This window comes from Arthrobacter sp. Y3221160, assembly GCF_059092585.1.
In genome coordinates, this window is the sequence record NZ_JBNHHU010000001.1 from 2,360,523 (window position 1) to 2,386,407 (window position 25,885).

The window sequence follows — 25,885 nt, forward strand, 5'->3', positions numbered from 1 at the left end:
GCCGCCCGAGCGGGTGGCAGATCCTCAGGCGGGCTGTGCTTCACTCGGCCAGATGGCGGTCAGCGGGAGTCCCGCCGGCCGTGCCTCGCCTGCTCGGCTGACGGTTCCGCCTAGCCCTGCCACCACTTGTCGAGGATGGACACCGGGGTGGTCCGCTTGTGCCGGGTCATCAGGTAGCGCTGCTCGATCTTTTCTGCGACCTCGTCGGGGATGGCGCGGCCCTCAAGGTAGTCGTCGATGTGGTCGTAGCTGATCCCCAGTTCGTCCTCGTCGGTGCGGCCGGGCGTGGTGTCCAACAGGTCTGCCGTCGGCACCTTGTGTGCCACCTGGTCGCTGGCACCAAGGTGCACCAACAATTGCCGGTTTTGCCGCTTGTTGAGTCCGAACAGGGGCAGCACGTCGGCGGCGCCGTCGCCAAACTTGGTGAAGAAGCCGGTCACCGACTCGGCGCCGTGGTCCGTGCCCAGCACCAGGAAGTTGTGCTGGCCGGCCAGCGCGTACTGGGCCATCATCCGGGCCCGGGCCTTGATGTTGCCCTTGTTGAAGTCGGTGATCTCTTCGCCGGTCGTCGTCGTGAATTCGGACTCGAAGCCGTCGACGGCCGACTTGATGTTGAACGTCCACGACGTTTTCGGCCGGATGAAATCCATGGCTGCCTGCGCGTCGGCTTCATCGTGCTGGACGCCGTACGGGAGGCGCACGGCCACGAAGGTGGCTTCGACGCCTTCTGCCTCGAGTTCGTCGACCGCCAGCTGGGCCAGCTTGCCGGCAAGGCTGGAGTCGACGCCGCCGCTGATGCCCAGCACAAAGCCTTTGCTGCCGGTGGTCTTGAGGTACTCCTTGAGGAATCCGACGCGCCGTGCGACTTCCTGCGACGGGTCGATGGAGGGCTGGACGCCCATTTCGTCAATGATCGTGGCCTGGAGTTCGCGCATGGCCACAGCCTACTAAAGGTCCTGGCCAGCTGCAGGAGTTCGGCGGGCAGGTGCGCACGGCTCAGCCCAGAGGCCCCGGTTGTCCTTGTTTTGGGCGGCCGTTTGACATCGCCGCAGGTCAGGGCCGTATCGGTTTCCAGAACGTGGACAATTCCTGCAGAACTTGGACATCCCAGCGTGATCGGCAGGCGGGACTGGCAGCAGGCAGGGAGCACTTTCGCTCCCACGTCTTAAAGGGACCTCCGGCATCGCCGCAGGTCAGGGGCTTAAGACCTCCCGAAACGTGGGAAGTTATGCCCATACGTGGGAGCGAACGGGTCTGCCACGGTGCCACCTGTGCCCGCCAGCCCCTACTGCTTGAACGCGGCGTCGAAGGAGGCCTGCGGCGGATCGAAGTCGAACCCCTTGAGGAACCGCAGGGCTTCCGGCGCCCCCTGCAGCCGGTCCATTCCGGCGTCTTCCCACTCCACCGAGATCGGCCCGTCGTAGCCGATCGCCGCCAGCGCCCGGAAGCTGGCCTCCCAGGGCACGTCGCCGCGCCCGGTGGAGACGAAGTCCCAGCCGCGCCGCGGGTCGCCCCACGGCAGATGCGATCCCAGCCGCGTGTTGCGCCCGGTGATCCGCAGCTTCGTGTCCTTGCAGTCCACGTGGTAGATCCGGTCTTTGAAGTCCCAGATCAACGAGACCGGGTCGATGTCCTGCCACATCATGTGGCTGGGATCCCAGTTGATGCCGAACGCCTCGCGGTGCCCCAAGGCCTCCAGCGCCCGCACGGTCGACCAGTAGTCGTAGGCGATCTCGGAGGGGTGGATCTCGTGCGCGAACCGGACCCCGCACTCGTCGAACACGTCCAGGATCGGGTTCCACCGGTCGGCGAAGTCCCGGTAGCCGCCCTCGATCACGTCCGCGGGCACCGGCGGAAACATCGCCACGTACTGCCAGATCGAAGACCCGGTGAATCCCACCACCGTCTTCACGCCGAGCCGCTGCGCCAGCCGCGCCGTGTGCTTCATCTCCTCGGCCGCCCGCGCCCGCACGCCCTCCGGCTCGCCGTCGCCCCACACACGTTCGCCGACGATCGCCTGATGCCGGAAGTCGATCGGGTCGTCGCATACCGCCTGGCCCTTCAGGTGGTTGGAGATCGCCCATACCCGCAGGCCGTTGCGCTCCAGGATGCCGAGCCGGTCGGCGATGTAGTCGTCGTCGTCCCAGCGCCACGCATCGAGGTGGCCGCCGGACACCGCGATCTCCAGGCCGTCGTAGCCCCAGCCCGCGGCCAGTTCGGCCACCTTCTCCAGGGGCAGGTCCGCCCACTGGCCGGTGAACAGCGTGAAATTACGGGCCATCGGTTGCTCCTGCATAGTCGGCGCGGGTGTCGGTTTCGGCAAGGACGACGGCGGTGCCCGCCTGCCCGGCGCTGCGCACCATGGCGTCCAGCACCTTCTGCACGGCCAGGCCGTCCTCGAAGCTTGGGCTGGGTGCCCGGCCGGTTGCCACCGCGGCCAGGAAATCGGCGGCCTGGCTGGTGAACGTGTGGTCCCAGCCGAGCACGTGCCCGGGCGGCCACCAGGCCTGCAGGTACGGGTGCGCCTCCTCGGTGACCAGGATCCCCGCCGCGCCCGCGAGCCCCGGCGGGGCCCCGGCGTCGTAATAGGAGAGCTCGTTGAGCCGCTCCAGGTCGAAGCCGAGGTGCCCGGCGGACCCGTAGACCTCGATCCGCAGCGCGTTCTTGCGGCCCGCGGCCATCCGGCTGACCTCCAGGCTGGCCACCGCGCCGGAATCGAGCCGCAAGGTGGCCCACGCGGCGTCGTCGACCGTCACCGGTTCGGGGCCGCCCGGGCCCTGCCGGGTGTCGACGAACGTGTTGAGCGTGGCGGAGACCGACGTGACCCGCGCGCCGAGCAGGAAATGGATCTGGTCCACCGCGTGCGAAGCCAGGTCGCCGAGCGCCCCGGAGCCGGCGGTTTCGCGGCGCAGCCGCCACGTCATCGGGGCGGTGTCGTCGGCCAGCCAGTCCTGAAGGTAGGCGACCCGCACCTGCCGCACGGCGCCGATCCTGCCTTCGGCGATCAATTGGCGCGCCAGGGCCAGCGCCGGCACCCGCCGGTAGTTGAAGCCAACCATCGACTGGACGCCGGCCGCCCCGGCTGCGCGGGCCGCGGCGGCCATGCGCTCGGCTTCGGCCACCGAGTTGGCCAGCGGCTTCTCCACCAGCACGTGCTTGCCCGCCTGAAGCGCGGCGACGGCCAGGTCGGCATGCAGGTGGCCGGGGGTGCAGATGTCCACGATCTGCACATCGTCGCGCTCGAGGACGGCCCGCCAGTCCGTGGAGCCCTCCGCCCAGCCGTACCGGGCCGCGTCCATTGCCACGCCGTCGGCATTCCGGCCGACCAGCACCCGCCGGGCCACCGCGGGCCCGCCGGGATAGAAGGCGGACACGTTGCGCCAGGCGTTGGAGTGGGCCTTGCCCATGAAGGCATGTCCCAGCACCGCCACCCCCAGCGGCGGCGACTCCGGATTGGCGGTCATCGTCTTCTCCTTCGTGCTCGTCGGTCGGTGGTGCGGCGGGATGGGCTGCCCTCCGGGCCCGGGCTGCACCTCGAGGCGGGAACGGGCTAGAGGCTGCGCAGGAATGCCAGCCCGTCCTCTGCCAGTTGATCCTGGCTCGGCGCCAGCGGCCGCCAGATCGATGCGGCCGTCGCGATGGCCGCGTTTTCCGCGGTGAAACTCTCGATGTTCAACGGGCCGGCGTAGCCCACATCGTCCAACGCCTTGACCAGCGCCGGCCAGTCGGTCTGGTCGCCGCCCGGTGCCCCGCGGTCGTTGCCGCACACCTGCAAGTGGACCAGGTGTTCGCTTGCCGCACGGATGGCGGCGGCGCTGGAGCGTTCTTCGATGTTCAGGTGGTAGCTGTCCAGCGCCAGCCCCACCCCGTGGCCGAGCAGCGGTCCCAGCGCGTCGAGCGCTTGTTCCACGGTGTTGACCAGCGAGGTCTCGTACCGGTTGAGCGGCTCGATTCCCAGTACGACGCCGGCCGCCTCGGCTTGGGCGGCCAGCGGCGCCAGGTTCTCCCGGAGCTGGCGGTACGCTTCGGCGCGGTCTTCGGCGTCGATCCGCCACACCCGCCCCGTGCTGGCGTAGAACGGACCGCACACCGCCGGCGCGCCGACATCGTGTGCCAGGTCGATGCAGGCCGCCAGATAGTCCTGGGTAGCCTGCACCGACCCGGCGTCGGCCAGGACCAATTCGCGGCCGGGTGCCATGGCGCCCACGATGTAGGGCAACAGGTGCGTGGCCGCGAGGGCGTCCCGGGCGGTGCCGGCGGTAAAGTCGCCGACGTTTTCCAGCGGCAGTTCGACGCCGTCAAAGCCCATGCCGGCGATCTTCGCCAGCAGTCCGGGCAACTCGGTGTCGCGCAGCGGCGACTGCCACACCCAGGTGTTGACGCCGATCGGCCGGTCCATTGATCCTTCTCCTTTGTCTGCCGCTGCTGGTGGGGACATCGTCCGGTCCGCGCTGCTGGTGGCAGCTCGCTCGTCCGGTTGCCGCCGGACGCCGCGCCGCGGTCCCGCCCGGCTGACCGCCGGGGGGCCGGCGGTCACCTGTCCCCGCCGGAGTTGGCGGGCCTGCCGGGCACCCTCCCCGGGCCCGGCCGACCCGCACGTTCTACGGAATTTGGCGTTCCTGCCAGACCTCCGGATAGCCGGGCAGGTCTTCCCCGCCGAACTTCGCGTAGTGGCCGTCCGGCATGCCGTCGTTGCGTTTCAGCCAGTCGTCCAGCTCGTCGGCAGGGATCGGAACCTGAGGCAGCACCCACTCGGCCGGGATTTCCTCGCCGGCGAAGATCTTCTGAACGGCCAGCAGCGGCGTGCGCCACTGGAAGTTGGAGTAGACCGGAGCCAACGCGTCGATGCCCGTGTCCTTCCATTTGCGCAGGAAGCTCAGCTCGTCTTCGCCGGTCATGACCGGCAGGTCCTTGCCGGCGTCCTCGAACGCTTCGATCGCGGCGACCGCGCCGTCCCCGGCGTCCATCCAGACACCCTGGACATCGCCGGTGGCGAGCTCGTCGGAGATGATCTTCTTGATCTCGGTCGGGTCGGCGCCGGTGAAGTAGTCGGTGGCTTCGATGCCGTTCTCCTTGAAGATCTTCTCCGCCGCCGCCCAGCGCTGTTCCAGCACATCCACGCCGGGCAGGATGCGCAGCGCCACCACCTTGTCGCCTTCCTGCAGCCGTTCGGAGAGGAAGTTGGCGGTGTCGATGCCCCAGGCGAAACCGCCGATCGGGTGGATGAACGTGGTGGCGCAGTCGGTCTCCACACCGCGGTCGAACACCACCACGGGCTTGCCCGTGTCGCAGGCCCGCTCCACCGCAGGCGTCAGCGCCGCAGTGGCGTTCGGCGAGATGACAAACGCGTCGCATTCGCCTTCGCTGATGAAGTAGTCGATGTCGGCAATTTGCGTGTTCGAGTCGTCCTGCGCGTCGCGGGTCTCCATCTCGGAAATAACCCCCTCGTCCTGCAGCACCTTCAACTGCTGGTTCATGGTGATCCAGCCAGTCTGCCGCCACGGGTTGGAGATCGACGCGTTGGCGAAGCAGACCTTCTTGGCGCCCTCGGAGGCGAACTTCTTGGTGTCGGTCATCTTGCCGTCGATGTACTGAAGCCACGGCTGCTCCGGGTCGCCCTCGAATTCGGCGGTCCGCTGTTCGAACTGCTCGTCGTAGACGGCCTGGTCGAACCATTCCGTGGAGGCCTCCGCAGTTTCCGCCGGTGACGGGCTGGCCGCGCCGCCGGGGCCGCCGGTCTCCTCGGTGATCGACGGATCGGTGGTACAGCCGGTCATGGCCATTAACGACGCGGCCGCTGTGAGCGCGACCGCGGTACTTAGACGTTTCCTCGTCATGTCAGTTCCCTCCCTTGTCGGTGCCCTCAGCGGGCTCTGGTGCCGCGATGATGTGTTGTTCGGACTGCGCGGCCGCAGAGCCCCCGCGCCGCTTGCGCTGCCACGACTGCGCGGCGGCAGCAACAGCGACGATGATGATGACGCCCTGCACGGTGTCCCGCCAGGTGGATGCCACGCCCAGGAAATTCAGCAGCGTGAACAGCAACTCCAGGGCGAACGCGCCCGCCGCGGCAGAGAGCACCCAGCCGCGGCCGCCGCCGAGCACCACCCCACCCAGTACGACGGCGGTGATCGCCGTGAACTCGTAGCCTTGGCCCACCGACGGATGGACCCCGGCATACCCGACCAGCAGGATCCCCGAGACGGTGGCGGCCAGCGACGACAGCATGAAGGCCCGCGTGCGCACCCACCAGACCCGGGCGCCGGTCAGGGCTGCGGCCACGTCGTTGTCGCCGACGGCGACCAGCGTGCGCCCGTAGGGCCGGCGCATCATCCAGACGGCGAACACGGCGACAGCAGCCAGGATGATGACCGGGTAGGGGATGACGTCCAGCACCGGCACGTTGTCGATGCCGCCGCGGCCTATCTGCCGGAAGCTGTCCGCCGGGTTGCCCTGGGCGGCGCCGCCGGTCCAGTTGAGCACCAGGCCCAGCAGCGCCAGCATCATGCCCAGGGTGACAATGAAGCTGGGGACCTTGAGCAGGGTGGTGATCAGCCCGTTGATCAGCCCGATGACCGCCCCGAGGACGAACATCAGCGCCAGCACGGGGACGACCTTGGCGTCGTCCTGGCCGATCAGGTTGCCGGCCACGATCACCTGCATGGTCACTACCGATCCCATGGACAGGTCGAACTCGCCGGAAACGATCACGAAGTACTGCCCGATGGCGGCGATCGCAATCGGGGCGGTCCGGCCTATGAAGCGTATGAAGGACCCGGGCTCGCCGAACGACGGGTTCAGGACGATGATGGCCACCAGCAGCGCGGCCAGGAGCACGAAGATGCCGCCGCCGGGAGTCCGCAGGCTGCGCAGGAAGCGCTGGCCGCGTCCGGCCCGGTTCTGCTGCAGCACCCTGCCGCCGGCCTCCGAATCCAGAACTGTGCTCATGCCTGCACCTCCTGCGGTTGGGCGCCGTGCCCGTAGCGCGGCGGCCGGGCGACGATGGTGCGGCGGGCATAGACGGCGACGGCGACCACGATCACTACGCCGCGGACCACGTCCTTCAGGAACGGGTTGACCTGGAGCACGGACATAATGTTGTCCAGCATCGCGAAGATCAGGACGCCGCCCAGGGTGCCGGTGACGGATCCCTTGCCGCCGGCCAGCAGCGTCCCGCCCAGGACGACGGCGGCGATCGAGAGCAGGTCGTAGCCGCCCTGCGAGCCCACGGTGGGGCTGCCGACGCCCAGTCGGCTGGCCAGCAGCAGCCCGGCCATGCCGGAGAGGGTGGAGCAGATGACGTGGGCGGTGATCACGGCGCCCGGGACGCGGATGCCGGACATCCGTGCCACGTTGCTGTCGCCGCCGACGGCATAGATGTGGTGCCCCATGCGGGTGCGGTGCAGCATCAGCAGCACGAGGGCGGCGCAGGCGAGCATGATGAGGGTGGAGATCGGCACCGGCCCTATCCCGGTGGCGCCGATCAGCCGGAAGGAGAACGGGGTCTGGCCGAAACTGCCCTTGTAGTTGGTGCCGAGGTAGCCGCTGATCACCAGGCCCATGCCGAGCGTGGCGATGAACCCGTGCACCTTGAGGCCGGCAACAATCAGTCCGTTGACCAGACCGATGACGGCGGAGACACCCAGCGCCAGCAGCACGGCGGCCGGCACGTTTTCGCTCCGGTTGGCCATCACCCCGGCCGCTATCAGGCTGGCCAGGCTGGTCACGTAGGGCACCGAGAGGTCCAGGCTGCCGACCAGGATCACCAGTGTCTGGCCGATGGCGATGAAGCCCAGCACGCTGGTGCCGGTCAGGATGGCGGAGATGTTGCCCGGGCTGAAGAAGTTCCGGCCGGCGGTGGCCACCAGGATGCTGCCGGCGATCAGGGTCAGCAGGGCAACCAGGTACACGATCTGGGTGGAGGTCAGCCGCGCGAAGAATCCGCCGCCGGCCCGTGCCCGCCGGGCGGGGACCGGGGTTTGCGTGGTCGTCATGGTGTCCCTCCCGTGGTGCCGCGGTCCTCCGCCACATGTGACCCGCCGCCGTGCCCTGCGTCCCCGAGGCGGGCACCGCCGTGCCCCGCGTTCTCAACGCGCCCCGCGTCACCAACGCGCCCCGCGTCCCCGAGGCGGGCATCGCCGTCGTGCCCTGCGTCCCCAACGCGCCCCGCGTCCGCGAGGTGCCCCGCGTCCCCAAGGCAGGCACCGCCGTCGCGCCCCGCGTCCGCGAGGCGATCGCCGCCGTCGTAGTCCGGAGCCGGCGGCGTGCCATCGGAGGCCGCGCCCGGTACCCGCGCGCCGGTGGCCAGCCGCAGGATTTCCTCCTCGGTGGCGCCGGCCGGCAGCTCGCCGGCGATCTGCCCGTCGCGCATCACCAGGATCCGGTCGGACATCCCGATCACTTCGGGCAGTTCGCTGGAAACCATCAGGACGCCCTTCCCCTCGGCCGCCAGCTGGCGCATCAGCCGGTACACCGCGACCTTGGCCCCGACGTCGATGCCCCGGGTCGGTTCGTCCAGCAGCACCACGCCCGGGGACACCGCCAGCCACTTGGCCAGCACGATCTTTTGCTGGTTGCCGCCGGAGAGGTACTGCACCTCCTGGTCCAGGTCCCGCGCGACGACTTCCAGCGCGCTGAAGGAGCCGGCGACGGCGCGGCGTACGGTCGCGGTGCGCTTGGGGAACACGGCGCGGACCACGCCCAGCGCATTGTCCAGCAGGGACTGGTTCAGGCTCAGGCCCTGCGCCTTGCGGTCCTCGGTGATCAACGCGATGCCGTGCCGCACCGCCTGGCGGGGAGAATGCGGACGGACCGGACGGCCCGCCAGCTGCATGCTGCCGCGGTTGAACGGCGCGGCGCCGAAGATCGCCTGCAACAGTTCGGTGCGGCCGGACCCCTGCAGGCCGGCGACGCCGACGATCTCGCCGGGCATCAGGCGCAGGCTGATGCCGTCCAGCTGGTCGTTGCCGGCGTCGGCGAGTTCGAGCAGCGGGGCATTGCGGTCGGTGCTCTGTGCCGCGGGCGCGGGCGGGAGCTTGTCCGGGAAGTACGCGGAGATGGGGCGGCCGACCATCATCCGGACCAGCGAGGCATCATCGAGTTCGGTGGCCGGTTTGGTACCCACGACCCGCCCGTCTTTGAGCACGGTGATGGTTTGGCAGAGGTCGAAGACCTCGCGCAGCCGGTGCGAGACGTAGAGGATGCCGGTGCCGCGTTCGGCCAGTCTCCCCACGATCCCGTACAACAGGGACACTTCCGGCCCAGACAACGCGGCGGTCGGCTCGTCCATGGAGATGATCCGGGCCTCGTAGCTGACGGCCTTGGCGATCTCGACGATCTGCTGCTCGGCCACGGAGAGCGACCGGACCAGCGCCGTGGGCCGGATGGAGCCGATGCCCAGCGACTCCAGCAGTTCCGCGGTGGCGGCGTTCATCTTGGCCCGGTTGACCAGCAGGCCCTTGCGGGGCTCGCGGCCCAGGTAGATGTTCTCCGCCACCGTGCGGTCCGGCAGCAGGTTGAATTCCTGAAAGACGGTGGACAGCCCGGCTTCGTGTGCCTGGGTGGGATGGCTGAACTGGACGCTTTCGCCGTCCAGCAGCACAGTTCCCGAGTCCCGCTGGTACACGCCCGCCAAAATCTTCATCAGCGTCGACTTTCCTGCGCCGTTCTCCCCGACGACGCCGTGGACCTCGCCGGCGTGCAGCGTCAGTGACGCGTCCTGCAGCACGGGATTGCCGAAGAAGCTCTTGGTCAGGCCGCGGACCTCGAGAACGGGTTTTCCCCGTCCGGCGCCGCTGTCGGCCACGGTGTTGCTCGTCTGCTCCACCCACTCACTGTGGCACGCGTCACATAGTTTTGTCGAGGGTCAGGCAAAAGTTGTTTGGCCATGGATTTTTAGTTTCGGTAGAGACAAACAGAAGTGGTGCGTGCTGTACTGAAAGCGTGTTGAAGTCCGATGTCGCCCCGCCGCAGCGCCTAGCCGCCCAGCCGGCTGCGGGAGCAAGCGAGGTATTCCAACTGCTGCGCGACGGCCAGCCGCGCACCCGGGCGGAGCTGGCGCAGTTGACCGGCTTGGCGCGGTCCACGGTGACCGCCCGGGTGGATTCGTTGATGCGGCTGGGGCTGATTGCCCCCATTGGGGGAGCGACCTCGACCGGCGGAAGGCCGCCGTCGTTATTTGCGCTCAACCCGGCCGCCCGCCTGGTGGTCGGCGCAGACCTCGGCGCCACGCACGCCCGGGTCGTCGTGGCCGACCTCTCCGGCGACGTCCTGGCCGAGGAGCGCGCCGAGCTGAGCATCGCCAGCGGCCCGGACATAGTGCTGGGTTGGTTGACCGACGCCGTGGCGCGGCTGCTGAAGGACGCGGGGCGGGGCGCGGCGGACCTGGGCGCGTTCGGCATCGGGCTGCCCGGACCGGTCGAACATGACACGGGGCGGCCGATCAATCCGCCGATCATGCCCGGCTGGGACCGGGTGGACGTCCCGGCGCTGGTGCAGCAGCATTTCGACGTGCCGGTGCTGGTGGACAACGACGTCAACATCATGGCGCTGGGCGAGCAGGCCATGGCCTGGCCCGACACCGCCGACCTGATGCTGATCAAGGTGGCCACGGGGATCGGGGCCGGCATCATTTCCTCGGGGCAGCTGCAGCGCGGCGCCCAGGGTACCGCCGGGGACTTGGGGCATGTGCGGGTGCCCCGGGGCGACGACGTGGTGTGCCGGTGCGGGAACACCGGCTGCCTGGAAGCGCTCGCCGGCGGGCCCGCCCTGGCGGCCGTGCTTTCGGCCGGGGGGAAAAAGGCCGAAAGCAGCCAGGACGTGATCGAACTGGTCCGCGCCGGCGACCCGCAGGCGATCCAGGCGGTGCGCCAGGCAGGCCGGGACATCGGCGACGTGCTGGCCACCTGCGTGAACCTGATCAACCCGTCGGTCATCGTAATCGGCGGGCGGCTGGCGCAGGCGGGCGAGCACCTCTTGGCCGGGATCCGGGAAGTGGTCTACCGTCGCTCGCTGCCGCTGGCGACCGAGCATCTGCGGATCGCCCCGTCCGTAGCAGGGCAGCGCGCCGGCGTGCTGGGAGCGGTGGCGCTGGCCATCGGTCACGTCCTCTCGCCCGAAGCGATCGAAGCGGCCGCGTCGGCCTGACTGCGAAGTTATCGCTTCGTAATGGAGCGGGCGTCCCGTCCATATGCTTCCACGGCTAGCGTGGGACAAACGTAGTTGGGGAGAGGCAGGGCGTCATGCGCACATTGACCACACTGGCAGCCGGCGCCGTCGTCCTGCTGGCGCTGGCCGGTTGCGCCGGGGCGACGTCTGGGATCGGCGCGCTGGAGGCGCCGGCCGGCCCGGACGACAAGCTAGTGGGCGGAGCCGAGGTCCTGCGCGTGGCACCAGGCAGCGTCCGGTCCTTGGCGGAAACGAGCGACTTCGCCTTCTATGCCGCAGTCCCGGACAACCCGGCCGACCACGGCGTGTGCGTGATCATCGTGGAGGTGGGAGCCTCCGGGGCATCCAGCGGTTGCGGCGGTACTGGGCGCGAGCCGGTCGAACTCGGCACGTCCGGGGTGTGGGCCAAGCTGGTCCAGGATCACTACGACGCGGGCAAGGACCTGGCCGAGGGCTGGGAGCAGCTGCACCCGAACCTGCTGGTCCGCGGGCTCTGACTGGCACAGGGCGGTCCGGCGGCGTCCGGCGGCGCCTGACGGTGTCGGATCTGGGGGTCGGCGGCGTCCCGCGGCGTTCGGTTTGAGGGCTCCGGTGGGGCCGCGAGGCCTGTCATGGATTCCCGGTGCGGCGGGGGCAACCCCATAGACTAAGAGCCATGACCCAGACTCCCGTGGCCGATCCAGCGGCCGACCGCGCCCGCCTGCTCGAACTGATTAAGGAACTGGCCGTGGTGCGCGGCAGGGTCACCCTTTCCAGCGGCGCCGAAGCCGACTACTACATCGACCTGCGGCGGGTCACCCTGCACCATGAAGCGTCCCGGCTGGTCGGCAGGGTCATGCTGGCCATGCTCGACGAGGCCGGCATCGAATTCCAGGCAGCTGGCGGCCTGACCATGGGGGCCGATCCGGTGGGGACGGCGCTGATGCACGCGGCCGGAGACGACGGACGAGCCGTCGACGCGTTTGTGGTGCGCAAGGCGCAGAAGTCCTACGGCATGGGCCGCCAGGTGGAGGGTCCCGAGGTGAAGGATCGCCCCGTCGTCGTGCTGGAGGATACTTCCACGACCGGCGGATCCGCGCTGACCGCGGTCGAAGGCGTGCGCCAGGCCGGCGGGCAGGTTCAGGCCGTGGCGGTCATTGTGGACCGCGACACCGGAGCGAAGGAACGCATCGAGGCCGAAGCCGGCGTGCCCTATCTCTTCGCTTTCGGCAAGGACGAACTGGAGCTGGACTAGCCGCCGGTGGCCGGCCAGCTCGAATGATGGATCTCCGCAGGAACCACGCCTTCCGCCAGCTGCGCCTGGCCAGCAACCTGCACCGGGTTTCGCGCCGCTCGTTCCTGATCGGTGCCGCCTTCGGGTTGGGCACCGCCGCCGACCTGGCGGCCACCCGGGCCATCCAAGAGATGCGCAACGAAGCGCAGATCCTCACGCTGGACGACGAACGCGCGGACCGGCGCTTCCCCCGCAGCAGCTGGGTGCTCTTCCCCGGGTACAAGACCAGCTGGGAAGAGGGGCTGTGGATCTTGAACTCGTTGCGCGGGGGGCTGGTGGACCGCGGCCGGCTGGCGGTGGCGGGCTATTCGAACCGCGGCCTGGACCTGGCCGAATTGACCGAGGTGCTGCAGAAGCACATCCAGGACAACGACCTGCAGAGGCTCTACTTCTACGGGCACAGCTTCGGCGGCATGGTGGCCGTGGAAATGACCGCGCGGCTGCGCGCCAAGGGCTTCCCGGTGGAACTGATCCTGATGGACTCGTCCCCGTACAGCCGCTTCGACGTGCTGGACAAGACCATGTTCGAAGGCGTGGTCTTCCTCTACGAGGCCGGCTACCGGGTGCCCAGCTACTTGCGGGGCGGATACGAGCTGGGCGAGCGCATTGTGCACAAGGACGAGCGCACCTGGCGGCAGATCGTAGAGCAGACCATGGAGCAGCTGTCGCCGCTGGCCGTGTCCAGCACGCTGATCCAGTCCCAGTCCTCGTACATCTATCACTTTGACGCGTATCGCTTCCGCCACAGCATCGGCGACACCCGCATCGCCTGGATGGGCAACCCCGGGGACCAGACGGTCAACTACGCAACGGCCCGGCGCAGCTGGCTCGTGAACTATGAGGCCAACTTCCTCACCAACAACCTGGTCACTGAAGGCGCCCGGCCGGCCCACGCCAGCCCACAGTGGAATTCAGCGATCTACGTGCCGATCGTCCAGCAGGTGGCGGACGAATTCTTCCCGCTGCCGGTGGTCGGCGGGCGCAAAACATACTACTAGTAAGGGGACCGGCGGCAGGTTACTTCCGCTGCGGGCGACGGGAAGCGGAGCGGCAGGCGCGCGAGTCGGAGTGGGGCCGGAGCGGCAGAACGCACAGCGGAGCGGCAGGCACGCGAAAGGGAGCGGGGCCGCCCACGCAGCTCCGCTCCCTTTCGCTGTTTGCCCCGTGCGCCGGCCAGATCATCGCGCCGGCCGGCCGCGCTCCGCCGCGCTACTTGGCGGCGGCTTCCTGGGCGAGCTTCCGGCCGAACTCGATCAGCTTGTCCCGAGTGCTTTCTTCCTGGCCCAGGATCTGCTGAAGCAGCTCCACGACTTCGGTCTGGCCCTGGGCCTCCGCCGAGGTGATCAGCGTGGTGTAGCAGGCGACCTCATGATGTTCCGTGTCCAGAGCCCCGGCCACGATGACCATGTCCACCAGGCTGGGATCCACCTTGTCCAAGGCGGCCTGCGCTTCCTCGGCCAAACCCTTGCTCACCGGGGAGCGCTGCTCCTTGGCCTCCAAGCCCAGGACCTTGAAGCATTTTTCGATATACGTAATCTGTTCACGCGTCTCGTCCTGATGGTGGCCGAGCATGTCCTTCAGCTCTTGGCTCCGTGCAACCTTCTGGTTCTCCTCAAGCATCTTGAGCACGTCATGTTCGGATCGCAGCGCGACGCCCAGCTTGAAAGCGAAAAGTTCCTCGGGGGTGGTCAATTCAGCCATTGAAACTCCTTTTCTTGTGGGTCGTTATAAGTATGCTTATCATCTTGGTTAATCGTGCACAACCCGCTGCAGCTGCGTCGGCGGCTCCCGCGGCGGCCCCTTCCGCACTGCGATGAGCCGCCCCTCCAAGCCACGGTGCCTGAGGCTGCGGTCTGTCCCCTAGGCTTGTGGGGTGGAAGAAAAAGCAGGTGAAACCGGGGCCGGACCGAGGTTGACCGGTCGGGTTGGCGAACGGCCGGATACCCAGGTGGCGACCCCGAACGAATTCGAAATCTCGGGACCGGAGGCGTCCTCGAGTGGCTCCAAAGCCCGCACCCCGGATCCCGCCCCTAACGGCTCCGAGACCGGCACGCGGGAAGCTGCCCCGAACGGCTCCGAAACCGGCGCGCGGGAAGCCGCCCCGAACGGCTCCGAGGCTGACGGACCGGAGCCGGCCATCGGCGTCGGACCATGGGAGGGGCCGTTGCCGGACGGTGACCATTGGGATCCGCAGCTGCTGGCCGACGGCGACCGACGCAACGTGACCGACCAGTACCGCTACTGGAAGCACGAGGCGATCGTCGCGGACCTGGACACCCGCCGGCACAACTTCCACGTGGCCATCGAGAACTGGCAGCACGACCTTAACATCGGCTCCGTGGTGCGCTGCGCCAACGCCTTCCTGGCCAAGGAAGTGCACATCATCGGACGACGGCGGTGGAACCGGCGCGGGGCGATGGTCACCGACCGCTACCAGCACGTCCGGCACCATCCCACCGTGGAGGACTTCGTGGCGTGGGCGCAGGGCGAGGGCCTGCGGATCATCGGGATCGACAACTTCCCCGACTCGGTGCCGCTGGAGACCTACGACCTGCCGGAGAACGCCGTGCTGGTGTTCGGGCAGGAGGGGCCCGGGCTGACGCCGGAGGTGCACGCCGCAGCCGACGCCACGCTGTCCATCGCGCAGTTCGGCTCGACCCGGTCGATCAACGCTTCCGCCGCCGCGGCCATCGCGATGCACGCATGGATCCGGCGCCACGTTTTCGCCCAGCCGGTCTAGCGGCAAGGACCGGCCGTGCGGTGCGCCGTTGTCCCGCCGCGCCTAACTTCCCAGCTTTGGCTGTAACTTCCCACGTTTTGTTTGTCCACAGGCCCCTGACCTGCGGCGATGCTTCGTGCCCCGTCGAAACGTGGGAAGTTAGTCTCGCCGGCAGTGCCCCGGGAAGGCGCCCATTATGGAAAGGCGCGCATATGTCGATGTGTCCGGTTGACGGTCGGTCGGCGTCGACCGTCGGTTTCAGGAGTGGCGCGGGAGCTGGAGCCAGCAGTCAGCCGAGCAGCTCCAGCAACGTTCCGGCGCCGACCGTACGGGCGCCGAGGGCTTCAACCTGCTCGCGCAGACCGCGGTCGGAGCTGACCACGGTCACCGGCGCCTCCGGATCCGTGCCGAAGGCCTTCTCCACCTGGGCCACAATTTCGTCGTCGCCCGAACCCGCAGCATGCACCACTTCCAGCTCCACCCCTCGGCGGCGCGCTGCCGAGGCCTGGGCTGCTGTTTCGCCGTCCTGCGCCGTCGCCGGGAAGCTCGCCCGGGAGTCCGTGCCGACGCCGGCCCGTGCCCGGTTCGCCCCGCCGTCGTGCCCATCCGGGTTTGCCATGTCCACTTGGCGTGCCTGCCCGTCCGGGCTCCCCGCGACTGCCTGGCCTGCCAGACCGGCGGGGGCGGCCTCCTTTGCCGCGCCTTCCAGTACGACGACGGTGCGCGGCCACACGGTGCCGGCGGGCACTTCCAGCAGGTCTGCGGGAAGCCCCGCTGCCAGGGTGGCGTGCAGCGAGGCCAGCAGCCGGCGCGCGGCGCCGGGGCGGTCCTTCCACCAGCCGTCCGGCCGGGAACCGACCACGTTCGCCGCGTCGACCACAAGCACCGGCGGGTGCTCCAGCAGCGTGCGGAGCCGCGGCCAGGCGTCGCCGAAGTGCGGATGCAGCGGCAACTGGTCCACCTCATTCAGGGGGACCCAGGCTAGGGCCAAACTCTCGGCGTCGGTGATTTCCGGCTCGAACGGGCGAACAGTCCTGGCGGCGGCGGTTGTGTAGGACCAGAAACCCAGATCCAGGACGGTAGTGAACAGCGGCGCCAGCGCGTCGAGCGGGACGTCGGCTTCCTCATTGGCCTCGCGCAGGGCGGCATCGACGGCCGGTTCGTCCTGATGCCTCGCCCCGCCGGGAATTCCCCAAGTGCCACCGAAATGGCTCCACTTTGCGCGGTGCTGGAGCAGGATGCCGCGCTCACGGTCCACCGCCAGCAGTCCGGCGGAGCCGAACCGACCCCACATCCGGGTACCGTCCGGCCCCTCCACCCAAGCGTCGCCGGGATCGCGCGGACCGTGGAATGGCGGAGGGGTTTCAGTCATGATTCCAGCTTGCCACGGTCCGCGGTCGGGGTCAGGTGGAGGGCGAGGAGCGGCCCTGGTCGGAGACGAGGAGCGGTGCGAGGTCGTGTGCGAGGCACGAGCGAGGAGCGGGCGAGGTGGTGAGCGAGGCACAAGCGAGGAGCGGCCCGGGTGAAGACCGCTCGCGAGCGTGCAAGGGCCCGGTGGCTCCGCCAGCAGACGGGGGGTAACCCTGCTTCACAGTCGTCGCTGCAACTGCTGCCCGGACACGAGTCGATAGGATGGGCTCAGAGGCAACGCCTTCGAATCCGTATCGCTAGCCAAGGAGTCAGCATGCCCGTTGCAACCCCTGAGATCTACGCCGACATGATCGACCGCGCCAAGGCGGGCGGCTTCGCCTACCCTGCGATCAACGTGACCTCCTCGCAGACCCTCAACGCTGCCCTGCAGGGCTTTGCCGACGCCGGGTCCGACGGCATCATCCAGGTCTCCACCGGCGGCGCCGCCTACTGGTCCGGTGCCGGGGTCAAGGACATGGTTGCCGGCTCGCTGGGCTTCGCCGCCTTCGCCCGCGAGGTGGCCAAGAAGTACCCGGTCAACGTGGCGCTGCACACCGACCACTGCCCGAAGGACAAGCTGGACGGCTTCGTGCTGCCGCTGCTGGCCGAGTCCGAGGCCGCCGTGAAGCGCGGCGAGGATCCCATCTTCCAGTCGCACATGTGGGACGGTTCGGCCGAGACGCTGGAGGAGAACCTGCGCATCGCCGAGGACCTGCTGGCCCGCACCGCCGCGGCCAAGATCATCCTGGAAGTGGAAATCGGCACCGTCGGCGGCGAGGAAGACGGCGTCGAAAACGAGATCAACGAAAAGCTCTACACCACGGTCGACGACGGCCTGAAGACCATCGAGGCGCTCGGCGCGGGGGAGAAGGGCCGCTACATCACCGCCCTGACCTTCGGCAACGTGCACGGCGTGTACAAGCCGGGCGGCGTGAAGCTGCGCCCCGAGTTGCTCAAGCAGATCCAGGCCGAGGTCGGAGCCAAGATCGGCAAGACCAATCCGTTTGACCTGGTCTTCCACGGCGGCTCCGGCTCCTCCGAGCAGGAGATCGCCGACGCCGTTGCGTACGGCGTCATCAAGATGAACGTCGACACCGATACCCAGTACGCCTTCACCCGCCCGGTCGCCGGCCACATGTTCAGCAATTACGACGGCGTGCTGAAGGTGGACGGCGAGGTCGGCAACAAGAAGGCCTACGACCCGCGTGTCTGGGGCGCCGCCGCCGAGAAGTCGATGGCCGCCCGGGTCGTCGAGGCCGCCGAGCGCCTGGGCTCGGCCGGAAAGTCGGTGAAGTAATGACCGAGCCCTTCCGCACCAACCTGCTGGGCCCCGAGCCGACCTATCTGCCGGAGGAGACCGACGTCTTGGCCCGGCTGGAGGCCGGCGACGAAGCCTTGGACCTGGCCGCGAAGTTCCCCACCTCCTCGCTGGTCTGGGCGATCCTCGCCGACGAGGCGTACTCCGAGGGCCGGACCATCGACTCGTACGCCTACGCCCGCGTGGGCTACCACCGCGGCCTGGACGCCCTGCGGCGGGCCGGCTGGCGCGGAGCCGGCCCCATCCCCTGGGAGCATGAGCCCAACCGCGGTTTCCTGCGCGCGCTCTACGCCCTGGGCCGCGCCGCCGGAGCGATCGGCGAGGCGGAAGAAGTGGACCGGATCGGCAAGTTCCTGGCCGACTCCGACCCGAACGCCCGGGCGGCCATCGAAGGCGCCTGATCTGCAACAAATCCCCTGAAGGGAAACGGGAGCTCGCCGCACGGCAGCTCCCGTTTTCAGTGCCCGGGTGGTGGCTGTCCTGCCTCCACCAGCCCGACGGGCACTTTCCTGCCGACCCGTTGTTGGGCATGATGCAGACATGGGAGCAGGCAGCGGCGGCACGGCCGCAGGGTCCACGGAAGGGGCCGGAGCATGAGCGGATCGGAGACCATCGACGAGTACCTGGGACGGCTCGGTTCCAACCAGCCGACGCCCGGCGCCGGAGCGGTCGGAGCAATCCACGCGGCGCAGGCGGCGGCGCTGATCGGCATGGTGACGCGGTTTACCGAGCGGAGCGCGGCGAAGAACAACGACGGCGGTGCCTCCGCAGGTGCGGCGCGCGACGACGGCGGTGCCTCCTCAGCCACGGACCGCAGCGTCCGCTCCACAGGCTCAGCCCGCAACGACGGCGGTGCCTCCGCCTGCTCCAGCGCGGATCCGGACCTGGAGGCCATACTGGCCGAGGCCGGCGAACTGACCCGGGCGGCGGTGCACGCGGCGGTGTCCGACGAGGAGAAATTTCGCAGGGTCGTTGACTGCTACAAGCTCCCCAACACAACAGACGACGAGCGCAGCCGTCGCAGCGCGGCCATACGGGAGTCGCTCGTGGAGGCGACACTCCCGGCGAGGGCCCAACTGGACCTGGCCTCCGCCGTCGTGCGTCTGGGCACAGAGCTGGTGGGCGTGTGCAATCCAAACGTGCTGAGCGACATTGCCGTGGCCGCCGAAGCGGCGCGGGCCGCCGCGGCGACGGCGCGGATCACGGTCGAGGCCAACCTGACGTCCATCCGGGAGGAATCCATCCAGGAGTCTCTGCAGGACCACACGCGGAAGGCGGACGACGTGGTGCGCCGTGCCGAGGAGTTGTCGGCGTCGGTCCGGCGCCGCGTCCTGGACTGAACGAGCGCCATCGACAGGGCACGGCCCCGCCACGCGCTTGGCGGAGCGAGGCCCCGGCTACGCCTCCTTCATGCTGGCGATTTGAATGAGGTTGCCGCAGGTGTCGTCGAACACGGCCGTGACGACCGGTCCCATGTCGGCGGGCTCCTGAACGAACTGCACTCCCAGCGCTGACAGGCGCTCGTACTCGGCTTGCACGTCGTCCACCCCGAAGCTGTTGAAGGGGATGCCGTCGGCGACCAGAGCTTCCTTGAACGGCTTTACCGCCGGATGGCCGGACGGTTCCAGGAGCAGTTCCACGCCGTCCGGGGCCGAGGGTGAGACAACAGTCAGCCAACGGTCCTCGCCTACGGGCACATCGTTCTTGAGCTGGAACCCCAGCTTCTCGGTGTAGAACTCCAGGGCTTTCTGCTGGTCGTCAACAAAGACGCTGGTGGTGGTGATGATCATGGTGATTCCTTAGAAGACGGCGGGAGATGGGCTAGCCATTCCCTCGCAGGTGTGAGCGGGGCAGTATTCAGGTGGTGGACGGTAGTGCGTCCACGATTGCTGGCGGTCACCAAGCCGGCCTCTCGCAGGATCGCGAGGTGCTTGGTGACAGCCTGACGGGTGATCGCGAGATGGTGGTTGTTGATCAGGCGCACGGTCAGCTCGAACAGCGTCTGGCCGTTGTGCGCGGCCAGTTCGTCCAGCAGAATCCGCCGAGTCGGATGACTTAGGGCCTGGAAAACCGTGTCCACCCGTCCATAATAGGCAACCTATAGGTTGCCAATCAAGGGTGGGGGGTTTCTTGGCGCTCGGCCGCGTGGTCTTTCGCCGCGGCAGCCGGGCAGGCATGATGCAGGTATGGGTGCGACCACGGCATTCACGGTCTCCGAGCAGGTCTTTGTGCCGCCGGCGCGGGCCTGGGCGCTGTTGACGGATTGGGCCGCGGCGCCTACATGGATGCCCGGCGTGAACGAGATGCACGCCGAGGGACCGCTGGCAGTCGGCCAATCCATCAGCTTCCGCTCCCAGGGGCACAACCGCAGCAGCACGGTGACCGAGCTCGACGTCGGCCGCAGCATCACCATCACCTCCTCGCAGGGGGACGTGCGGGCCGACTACCGCTATGAACTGGACGGAGAGGCCGGGGCGACCCGGCTGACGCTGACCGCCGACGTCGTGGTGAGCGAGGAGTTAGCCGCCATGGCAGAACAGATCCGGCGGGCGATCGCCGAGGCCGACTCCGGCCAACTGGCCGACTTCAAGCGATTTGCGGAAGCTGTGCCGTGATCCCGGTCGTGTCCTTCGCGGGAGCCACGTTGACTCCGGTCGTGTCTATGGCGGGAGCCGCGGGGTCCCGGTCGTGCGCTGCGATGAAGCTGCACCGCGATCCACCCCGGAGCGCTGCGGGGGAGCCGCGCGCCGCCCTTGCTGCCGCCCACCCGGCTTCCGGCTCAGTAGAATCGACTGCTGGGACCGCTTGAAAGGACTGCGTTGGCCAAGCTCTACTTCCGCTACGGGGCGATGAACTCCGGCAAATCCACCGGACTGCTCCAAGTAGCCTTCAACTACGAGGAGCGCGGGCAGCGCGTACTGCTGGCCAAGCCGCAGATGGACACCAAGGGGGACAGCAAGATCGTCTCCCGGCTGGGCATGGCCCGGGACGTGGACTTCCTGATCCGTCCGGGTGAATCCGTGCGCCAACACTTCGGCCGGGTGGCCGCGGGCGAGGACCCCGAAGCCCTCCTGGAACATGTGGATATGCAGCCGGTGGCGTGCCTGCTGGTGGACGAGGCCCAATTCCTGGAACCGGAACAGATCGACGACCTGTTCCGCATCGCGGTGATGGACAACGTGCCGGTGCTGGCCTACGGCATCCGCACCGACTTCCGCACCCAGGCCTTCCCGGGGGCCCGGAGGCTCCTGGAAATCTCGCACTCCCTCGAGGAGCTGAAGACCATATGCCGCTGCGGGCGCAAGGCAGTCTTCAACACTCGCCGCGTGGGCGGGGAGATTGTGTTCGACGGCGAGCAGGTCGCCATTGACGGCGAGGACGTCTGGTATGAATCGCTCTGCGGCACCTGCTACCTCGAGGCCTCCGGCGGCGCGCTCTAGCGTTTGACGGCGGCCGGCCGCAGTCCATGTGCAGACCCGGGCAGCGGAGGATCTCCGTGAGCGGGCACGTGTCGGCGCAGCCCCGGGTCACGTGCCGGCTGGAATACCCAGCCGTTCGGCCAGCCCGATCGCGTTGAACGGTGCGTGGACCTTGACGTCGTTGTCGAAGTACACGTAGGCATCCCGGCCCGCGCCGTCGGGGCAGCCCGACCCGTCCAGCCACCCGGTGACCATCGAGGCCAGCCGGTCCAGGTCTGCGTCCCGGTAGCCGCTGACGTAGAGTTCGTCCTTTCCGTGCAGCCGGACGTAGGCGAAGTCGGCCGTGATCTCGTCCAGCATCGGCCACTTTCCGGCGCTGTCGGCCAGCACCAGGGCCGTGTTGTGCCGGCGCAGCTGGTCGTAGAACTCCTCGTTGATGAACGTGGTGCTGCGGATCTCGAGGGCGTGGCGCAGCGGCCGGTCGGCGCCGTCGTCGGGGATCCAAGTCCTGTCCTTCATCAGTTCGGTGTGCCCGGCGGCCAAGGCGGCGGCCGCGTGCGTGCTGCGCGGCAGCTGGACCAGGAACTTTTCCATCACTTCGGCGTCGTAGTTGGCGCGTTCGGGCAGCTGCCACAGGAACGGTCCGAGCTTTTCGCCCAGGCCCAGGATTCCCGATGCGTAGAAATTCGCCAAGGCGTCCCGGACGTCCTTCAGGCCCTTCATGTGGGTGATGTACCGCCCGCCCTTGACCGCGAACACGAAGTCCGGAGGCGTCTCGGCGTGCCACTGCCGGAAGCTGGAGGGGCGCTGCAGCGAATAGAATGTGCCGTTGATTTCGACTGAATTCAGGTGGCCGGAGGCATACTCCAGTTCGCGGCGCTGAGGCAGGCCCTTCGGGTAGAACGTGCCGCGCCAGCGCGGGTATCGCCAGCCGGAGATGCCGATCCGTGCCATCGGTTGAGAGGCGGCCATGTCCCGCACGCTACCCGGCCCCGGCGGCGCAAGCCAGAGCAAGCCGCGCTCCGCCTTCGTGCCGTGGGGCGTTGCGCATCCTTGAAGCGCTGCCGCAACCGGGCACGAGAGCCGTGGCCTCATCGAGTGGCGAGAAGATGCAGCCAAACGCCCGGTTTCGCTGCATCTTCTCACCACTCGAATCTGGCGTCCCGGTTTCGGGCCCGGCGCGACGCCGAGCGACGTCGGGGTCCCGGGAGTTGGAGGGGCTGCGGCCGCGTTCCGGGCGCGACCGGTCTGGCGATGTCGGGTCCGGGGAGTTGGAGGGCAGCGGCCGCGTCCCGGTTTCGACCGCCGAGCGACGTCGGGGTCCCGGGAGTTGGAGGGCTGCGGCCGCGTCCCAAGCGCGACCGGTCGAGCGACATTCCGCTCCCGGGAGTCGCAGGGCCCGCCACCGCCCACCGGTTTGGGCCCCAAAACCGCATCCGACCGCCCGGATTCCGGTCGATTGAGGCCCATCGGCTAAACTTGGCGGGTAAGAGCCCCAAATACTCCATCCGGAGTGAGGGGCGTTCTCATGCGCGGCAGCGGCTCCTTGATGTGCAGTCTGTCCGGGGCTTCCGCCGCATCGAATGGGGGAGGATCCCATGCCAGCAATTGTGATCGTCGGAGCCCAGTGGGGCGACGAAGGAAAAGGCAAGGCTACCGACCTGCTCGGCGGCCGCGTGGATTACGTGGTTAAGCCCAACGGCGGCAACAACGCCGGGCACACCGTCGTCGTCGGCGGGGAGAAGTACGAGCTGAAGCTGTTGCCGGCCGGCATCCTGTCCCCCAACGCCACTCCGATCATCGGCAACGGCTGCGTGGTCAACCTGGAGGCCCTCTTCGAGGAGATCGACGGGCTCGAGGCCCGCGGCGCGGACACCTCGCGGCTGCGCGTCTCCGCCAACGCCCACCTGGTGGCCCCGTTCCACCAGACCATGGACAAGGTGACCGAACGCTTCCTGGGCAAGCGCGCGATCGGCACCACCGGCCGCGGCATCGGCCCCGCTTACATGGACAAGGTGGCCCGGCTGGGCATCCGCGTGCAGGACGTGTTCGACGAATCGATCCTGCGGCAGAAGGTCGAAGGCTCGCTGCGGCAGAAGAACGAACTGCTGGTCAAGGTGTACAACCGCCGGGACGTGCACGTTGAGGAGGTCGTCGAGTACTTCCTCTCCTTCGCCGAGCGGCTGCGCCCGATGGTCATCGACTCCACCTACGTGCTGAACAAGGCGCTGGACGAGGGCAAGGTCGTGCTGATGGAGGGCGGCCAGGCCACCTTCCTGGACGTGGACCACGGCACCTACCCGTTCGTGACCTCCTCCAACCCGACCGCCGGCGGCGCGTCCGTAGGCTCGGGCATCGGCCCCACCCGGATCAACCGGGCCGTGGGCATCATCAAGGCGTACACCACCCGCGTGGGCGCCGGGCCGTTCCCCACCGAGCTGTTCGACGACATGGGCGAGTACCTGCAGAAGAAGGGCGGGGAGTTCGGCGTGAACACCGGCCGGCCGCGGCGCTGCGGCTGGTACGACGCCGTGCTGGCCCGCCACGCCGCCCGGGTCAACGGCTTCACGGACTACTTCGTGACCAAGCTGGACGTCCTCACTGGCATCGAACAGATCCCGGTCTGCGTCGCCTACGACGTGGACGGCATCCGGCACGACGAAATGCCGATGACCCAGACCGAGTTCCACCACGCCAAGCCGATCTTCGAGTACTTCGAGGGCTGGACCGAGGACATCACCGGCGCCAGGACCCTGGAAGACCTGCCCGAGAACGCCCGCAACTACGTGCTGGCCCTCGAAAAACTCTCCGGCACCCGGTTCTCCGCCATAGGCGTTGGCCCGGACCGCGACCAGACCATCGTGGTGCGGGACCTGATCAGCGAATAGCAGGACCAACGACGGCGGTGCGTCCGGTTCGCCGTCGGGCCGTCAGCGCTGGATGACGACGGCGGGGCGCGGGGCTAAGGCCTCAACGGGCACCAATAGATGACGACGGCGGGGGCGCGGGCAGCGATGTTCGCGCCCCTTTCTGCGCCCGCTCGGGCCGCGGATCGCCGACGCCATCCCGGCCGACTCGTGAGTGCCGGGACCTGCCCTGCTTGCTGCGGGATGTCCCCGCGGCAAGCGTGTTCCTGCCCCCGCCTGTCGCAGGGCATGGCCGCGGCGTATCATGCTCGTCATGGCGGACGACGAACTGCTCCACCGCACGGCCGAGCTGGCGGCAAAATACCTGCAATCCCTGCCCGGACGACCGGTGAAATCGGGGCTGGACGTGGCTGCCCTGCGCCGCGAGCTGGCGGGAAAACTGCCGCGGCAGGGAGAAGATCCGCAGGCGGTCATTGAGCACCTGGCCGACGTCGGCGGGCGGGCCGCCGTGGCAATGGCAGGTCCGCGTTACTTCGGCTTCGTGATCGGCGGCGCCCAGCCCGCAGCGCTCGCCGCCGACTGGCTGACCTCCACCTGGGACCAAAACGCCGGGCTGTATGTGGCCGGCCCGGCCGCCTCCGTGGTGGAAGAGGCAGTGGGCGCTTGGCTGCTGGACCTGTTCGGGCTGCCCGCGGATTCCGGCTTCGGCCTGGTGACCGGCTGCCAGATGGCCCACTTCACCTGCCTGGCTGCGGCACGGACGGCAGTGCTGGAACGGATGGGCTGGGACGTGGTGGGCGACGGCCTGTTTGGCGCGCCGGAAATCGCCGTCGTCGTAGGGGAAGAAGCCCACAGCACCGTGCTGACCGCGCTGCAGTACCTGGGCTTGGGTCGCCGCAGGGTCTACTCGGTGGCCACCGACGCGCAGGGCCGCATCACGCTGGACTCGCTCGACGCCGTGCTGGACCGGATTCCCGCCGACATGCCGCTGATCGTCAACCTGCAGGCCGGCAATGTGAACACCGGGTCCTTCGATCCCATCCGGCCGGCGGTGGACCGTGTACGACGCCGGGACGGCGCCTGGATCCATATCGACGGCGCGTTCGGGCTGTGGGCAGCCGCCAGCCCGGAGCACCGGCAGCTGCTCGACGGCGTGGACCTGGCCGACTCGTGGGCCACCGACGCGCACAAGTGGCTCAACGTCCCGTACGACTCCGGCGTGGCCATTGTCCGCGACGCCGAGGTGCACCAGCGCACCATGTCCCCGCCGCATGCCGCCTACCTGGAGTACGGGGCCGAACGGGACGAGGTTGCGTGGGTGCCGGAGTTCTCCCGCCGTGCCCGCGGCTTTCCGGCCTACGCCGCGCTGCGGACGCTCGGCCGCGAGGGGGTGGCGGACCTCGTGGGGCACTGCTGTTCGCTGGCGTCGCGGATGGCGGCGCGGTTGGCTGAGGCGGACGGCGTGCAGATCCTCAACGAGGTGGTGCTCAACCAGGTGCTGGTCCGGTTCACGCCGGAGGACGGCTCGGACCCGGACGACTTCACCCGCGAGGTAGTGCGCCGGGTGCAGGAGGACGGAACACTCTGGCTCTCGGGGACCACGTGGCACGGCAAGGCCGCCATGCGGATCAGCGTCTGCAACTGGTCCACCACGGAAGAAGACGCCGACCGCTCCGTCGAGGCGATCCTGCGCTGCGCCGGTAGCCGCTGACGCCG

General features: G+C 68.7%; 25 protein-coding genes. 12 read left to right on the forward strand and 13 right to left on the reverse strand.

The features are described from left to right. Positions 1–110: 110 nt before the first annotated feature. The 8 genes from nadE to AC5RWG_RS11110 form a co-directional block, all read right to left on the reverse strand. Positions 111–935: an NAD(+) synthase gene (gene nadE / locus AC5RWG_RS11075; RefSeq protein ID WP_494166910.1), complete on the reverse strand. Its 825-nt coding sequence runs from the start codon at positions 933–935 to the stop codon at positions 111–113. A gap of 350 nt (positions 936–1,285) precedes the next feature. Further along, on the reverse strand, positions 1,286–2,281 hold the full coding sequence (locus tag AC5RWG_RS11080; RefSeq protein WP_494023881.1) for a sugar phosphate isomerase/epimerase family protein: 996 nt from the start codon (positions 2,279–2,281) through the stop codon (positions 1,286–1,288). Next, the gene (locus AC5RWG_RS11085) at positions 2,271–3,464 is read right to left on the reverse strand and encodes a Gfo/Idh/MocA family protein (protein ID WP_494166911.1); all 1,194 of its coding nucleotides are present in this window, start codon (positions 3,462–3,464) and stop codon (positions 2,271–2,273) included. The genes AC5RWG_RS11080 and AC5RWG_RS11085 overlap by 11 nt, the downstream gene beginning before the upstream one ends. A gap of 86 nt (positions 3,465–3,550) precedes the next feature. Next, on the reverse strand, positions 3,551–4,399 hold the full coding sequence (locus tag AC5RWG_RS11090) for a sugar phosphate isomerase/epimerase family protein (protein WP_494166912.1): 849 nt from the start codon (positions 4,397–4,399) through the stop codon (positions 3,551–3,553). Between the two features lie 202 nt (positions 4,400–4,601). Further along, positions 4,602–5,837 (reverse strand): substrate-binding domain-containing protein, encoded by a 1,236-nt coding sequence (locus tag AC5RWG_RS11095; RefSeq protein WP_494024856.1) that lies wholly within the window; start codon positions 5,835–5,837, stop codon positions 4,602–4,604. Position 5,838: 1 nt separating this feature from the next. Next, positions 5,839–6,945 (reverse strand): ABC transporter permease, encoded by a 1,107-nt coding sequence (locus tag AC5RWG_RS11100; protein ID WP_494166913.1) that lies wholly within the window; start codon positions 6,943–6,945, stop codon positions 5,839–5,841. After that, on the reverse strand, positions 6,942–7,991 hold the full coding sequence (locus tag AC5RWG_RS11105; protein WP_494166914.1) for an ABC transporter permease: 1,050 nt from the start codon (positions 7,989–7,991) through the stop codon (positions 6,942–6,944). Before AC5RWG_RS11105 ends, AC5RWG_RS11100 begins: the two co-directional genes overlap by 4 nt. After that, positions 7,988–9,823, reverse strand: a complete 1,836-nt coding sequence (locus AC5RWG_RS11110; RefSeq protein WP_494166915.1) for a sugar ABC transporter ATP-binding protein — start codon at positions 9,821–9,823, stop codon at positions 7,988–7,990. Before AC5RWG_RS11110 ends, AC5RWG_RS11105 begins: the two co-directional genes overlap by 4 nt. A gap of 116 nt (positions 9,824–9,939) precedes the next feature. On the opposite strand from AC5RWG_RS11110, the gene AC5RWG_RS11115 reads away from it, so the two are divergent. The 4 genes from AC5RWG_RS11115 to AC5RWG_RS11130 all read left to right on the forward strand — a co-directional run bounded on the left by AC5RWG_RS11115 (position 9,940) and on the right by AC5RWG_RS11130 (position 13,434). Beyond that, positions 9,940–11,142 carry an ROK family transcriptional regulator gene (locus AC5RWG_RS11115; RefSeq protein ID WP_494024854.1) on the forward strand — a complete coding sequence of 401 codons (1,203 nt, stop codon included), beginning with the start codon at positions 9,940–9,942 and terminating at the stop codon, positions 11,140–11,142. A gap of 95 nt (positions 11,143–11,237) precedes the next feature. Continuing rightward, positions 11,238–11,660 carry a hypothetical protein gene (locus AC5RWG_RS11120; protein ID WP_494013314.1) on the forward strand — a complete coding sequence of 141 codons (423 nt, stop codon included), beginning with the start codon at positions 11,238–11,240 and terminating at the stop codon, positions 11,658–11,660. A gap of 158 nt (positions 11,661–11,818) precedes the next feature. After that, complete coding sequence (gene pyrE, locus AC5RWG_RS11125) at positions 11,819–12,397, forward strand: orotate phosphoribosyltransferase (protein ID WP_494049103.1); 579 nt, start codon at positions 11,819–11,821, stop codon at positions 12,395–12,397. A gap of 26 nt (positions 12,398–12,423) precedes the next feature. Then, on the forward strand, positions 12,424–13,434 hold the full coding sequence (locus AC5RWG_RS11130; protein ID WP_494024851.1) for a thioesterase domain-containing protein: 1,011 nt from the start codon (positions 12,424–12,426) through the stop codon (positions 13,432–13,434). 211 nt (positions 13,435–13,645) lie between these two features. On the opposite strand, the gene AC5RWG_RS11135 is transcribed toward AC5RWG_RS11130, so the two are convergent. Continuing rightward, complete coding sequence (locus AC5RWG_RS11135) at positions 13,646–14,137, reverse strand: YciE/YciF ferroxidase family protein (RefSeq protein ID WP_494166916.1); 492 nt, start codon at positions 14,135–14,137, stop codon at positions 13,646–13,648. Positions 14,138–14,573: 436 nt separating this feature from the next. On the opposite strand from AC5RWG_RS11135, the gene AC5RWG_RS11140 reads away from it, so the two are divergent. Then, positions 14,574–15,176, forward strand: a complete 603-nt coding sequence (locus AC5RWG_RS11140) for a TrmH family RNA methyltransferase (RefSeq protein ID WP_494139928.1) — start codon at positions 14,574–14,576, stop codon at positions 15,174–15,176. Positions 15,177–15,444: 268 nt separating this feature from the next. On the opposite strand, the gene AC5RWG_RS11145 is transcribed toward AC5RWG_RS11140, so the two are convergent. Further along, complete coding sequence (locus AC5RWG_RS11145; protein ID WP_494166917.1) at positions 15,445–16,527, reverse strand: NUDIX domain-containing protein; 1,083 nt, start codon at positions 16,525–16,527, stop codon at positions 15,445–15,447. 312 nt (positions 16,528–16,839) lie between these two features. Between AC5RWG_RS11145 and fbaA the strand changes: the two genes are divergently transcribed. The 3 genes from fbaA to AC5RWG_RS11160 all read left to right on the forward strand — a co-directional run bounded on the left by fbaA (position 16,840) and on the right by AC5RWG_RS11160 (position 19,223). Further along, entirely contained in the window at positions 16,840–17,862 is a 1,023-nt protein-coding gene (gene fbaA, locus AC5RWG_RS11150) for a class II fructose-bisphosphate aldolase (protein ID WP_493977221.1), read from the forward strand. Beyond that, the gene (locus AC5RWG_RS11155) at positions 17,862–18,284 is read left to right on the forward strand and encodes a DUF3151 domain-containing protein (RefSeq protein WP_494002017.1); all 423 of its coding nucleotides are present in this window, start codon (positions 17,862–17,864) and stop codon (positions 18,282–18,284) included. The genes fbaA and AC5RWG_RS11155 overlap by 1 nt, the downstream gene beginning before the upstream one ends. Positions 18,285–18,476: 192 nt before the next feature. Further along, positions 18,477–19,223 (forward strand): cyclodeaminase/cyclohydrolase family protein, encoded by a 747-nt coding sequence (locus AC5RWG_RS11160; RefSeq protein WP_494166918.1) that lies wholly within the window; start codon positions 18,477–18,479, stop codon positions 19,221–19,223. A gap of 57 nt (positions 19,224–19,280) precedes the next feature. Here AC5RWG_RS11160 and AC5RWG_RS11165 read toward each other — a convergent pair whose 3' ends face one another. Continuing rightward, the gene (locus AC5RWG_RS11165; protein ID WP_494166919.1) at positions 19,281–19,673 is read right to left on the reverse strand and encodes a VOC family protein; all 393 of its coding nucleotides are present in this window, start codon (positions 19,671–19,673) and stop codon (positions 19,281–19,283) included. Then, complete coding sequence (locus AC5RWG_RS11170; protein WP_494002020.1) at positions 19,670–19,963, reverse strand: ArsR/SmtB family transcription factor; 294 nt, start codon at positions 19,961–19,963, stop codon at positions 19,670–19,672. The genes AC5RWG_RS11165 and AC5RWG_RS11170 overlap by 4 nt, the downstream gene beginning before the upstream one ends. Before the next feature lie 106 nt (positions 19,964–20,069). On the opposite strand from AC5RWG_RS11170, the gene AC5RWG_RS11175 reads away from it, so the two are divergent. Both AC5RWG_RS11175 and AC5RWG_RS11180 read left to right on the forward strand, forming a co-directional pair. Beyond that, entirely contained in the window at positions 20,070–20,498 is a 429-nt protein-coding gene (locus AC5RWG_RS11175) for an SRPBCC family protein (RefSeq protein ID WP_494166920.1), read from the forward strand. Positions 20,499–20,702: 204 nt separating this feature from the next. Then, the gene (locus AC5RWG_RS11180) at positions 20,703–21,323 is read left to right on the forward strand and encodes a thymidine kinase (RefSeq protein WP_494002022.1); all 621 of its coding nucleotides are present in this window, start codon (positions 20,703–20,705) and stop codon (positions 21,321–21,323) included. An 87-nt stretch (positions 21,324–21,410) separates the two neighbouring features. Here AC5RWG_RS11180 and AC5RWG_RS11185 read toward each other — a convergent pair whose 3' ends face one another. Further along, positions 21,411–22,274 (reverse strand): DUF72 domain-containing protein, encoded by an 864-nt coding sequence (locus tag AC5RWG_RS11185; RefSeq protein ID WP_494166921.1) that lies wholly within the window; start codon positions 22,272–22,274, stop codon positions 21,411–21,413. 626 nt (positions 22,275–22,900) lie between these two features. Between AC5RWG_RS11185 and AC5RWG_RS11190 the strand changes: the two genes are divergently transcribed. After that, positions 22,901–24,190 carry an adenylosuccinate synthase gene (locus AC5RWG_RS11190; protein ID WP_493977214.1) on the forward strand — a complete coding sequence of 430 codons (1,290 nt, stop codon included), beginning with the start codon at positions 22,901–22,903 and terminating at the stop codon, positions 24,188–24,190. A 292-nt stretch (positions 24,191–24,482) separates the two neighbouring features. After that, entirely contained in the window at positions 24,483–25,880 is a 1,398-nt protein-coding gene (locus AC5RWG_RS11195) for a pyridoxal phosphate-dependent decarboxylase family protein (protein WP_494075897.1), read from the forward strand. Positions 25,881–25,885: the final 5 nt, after the last annotated feature.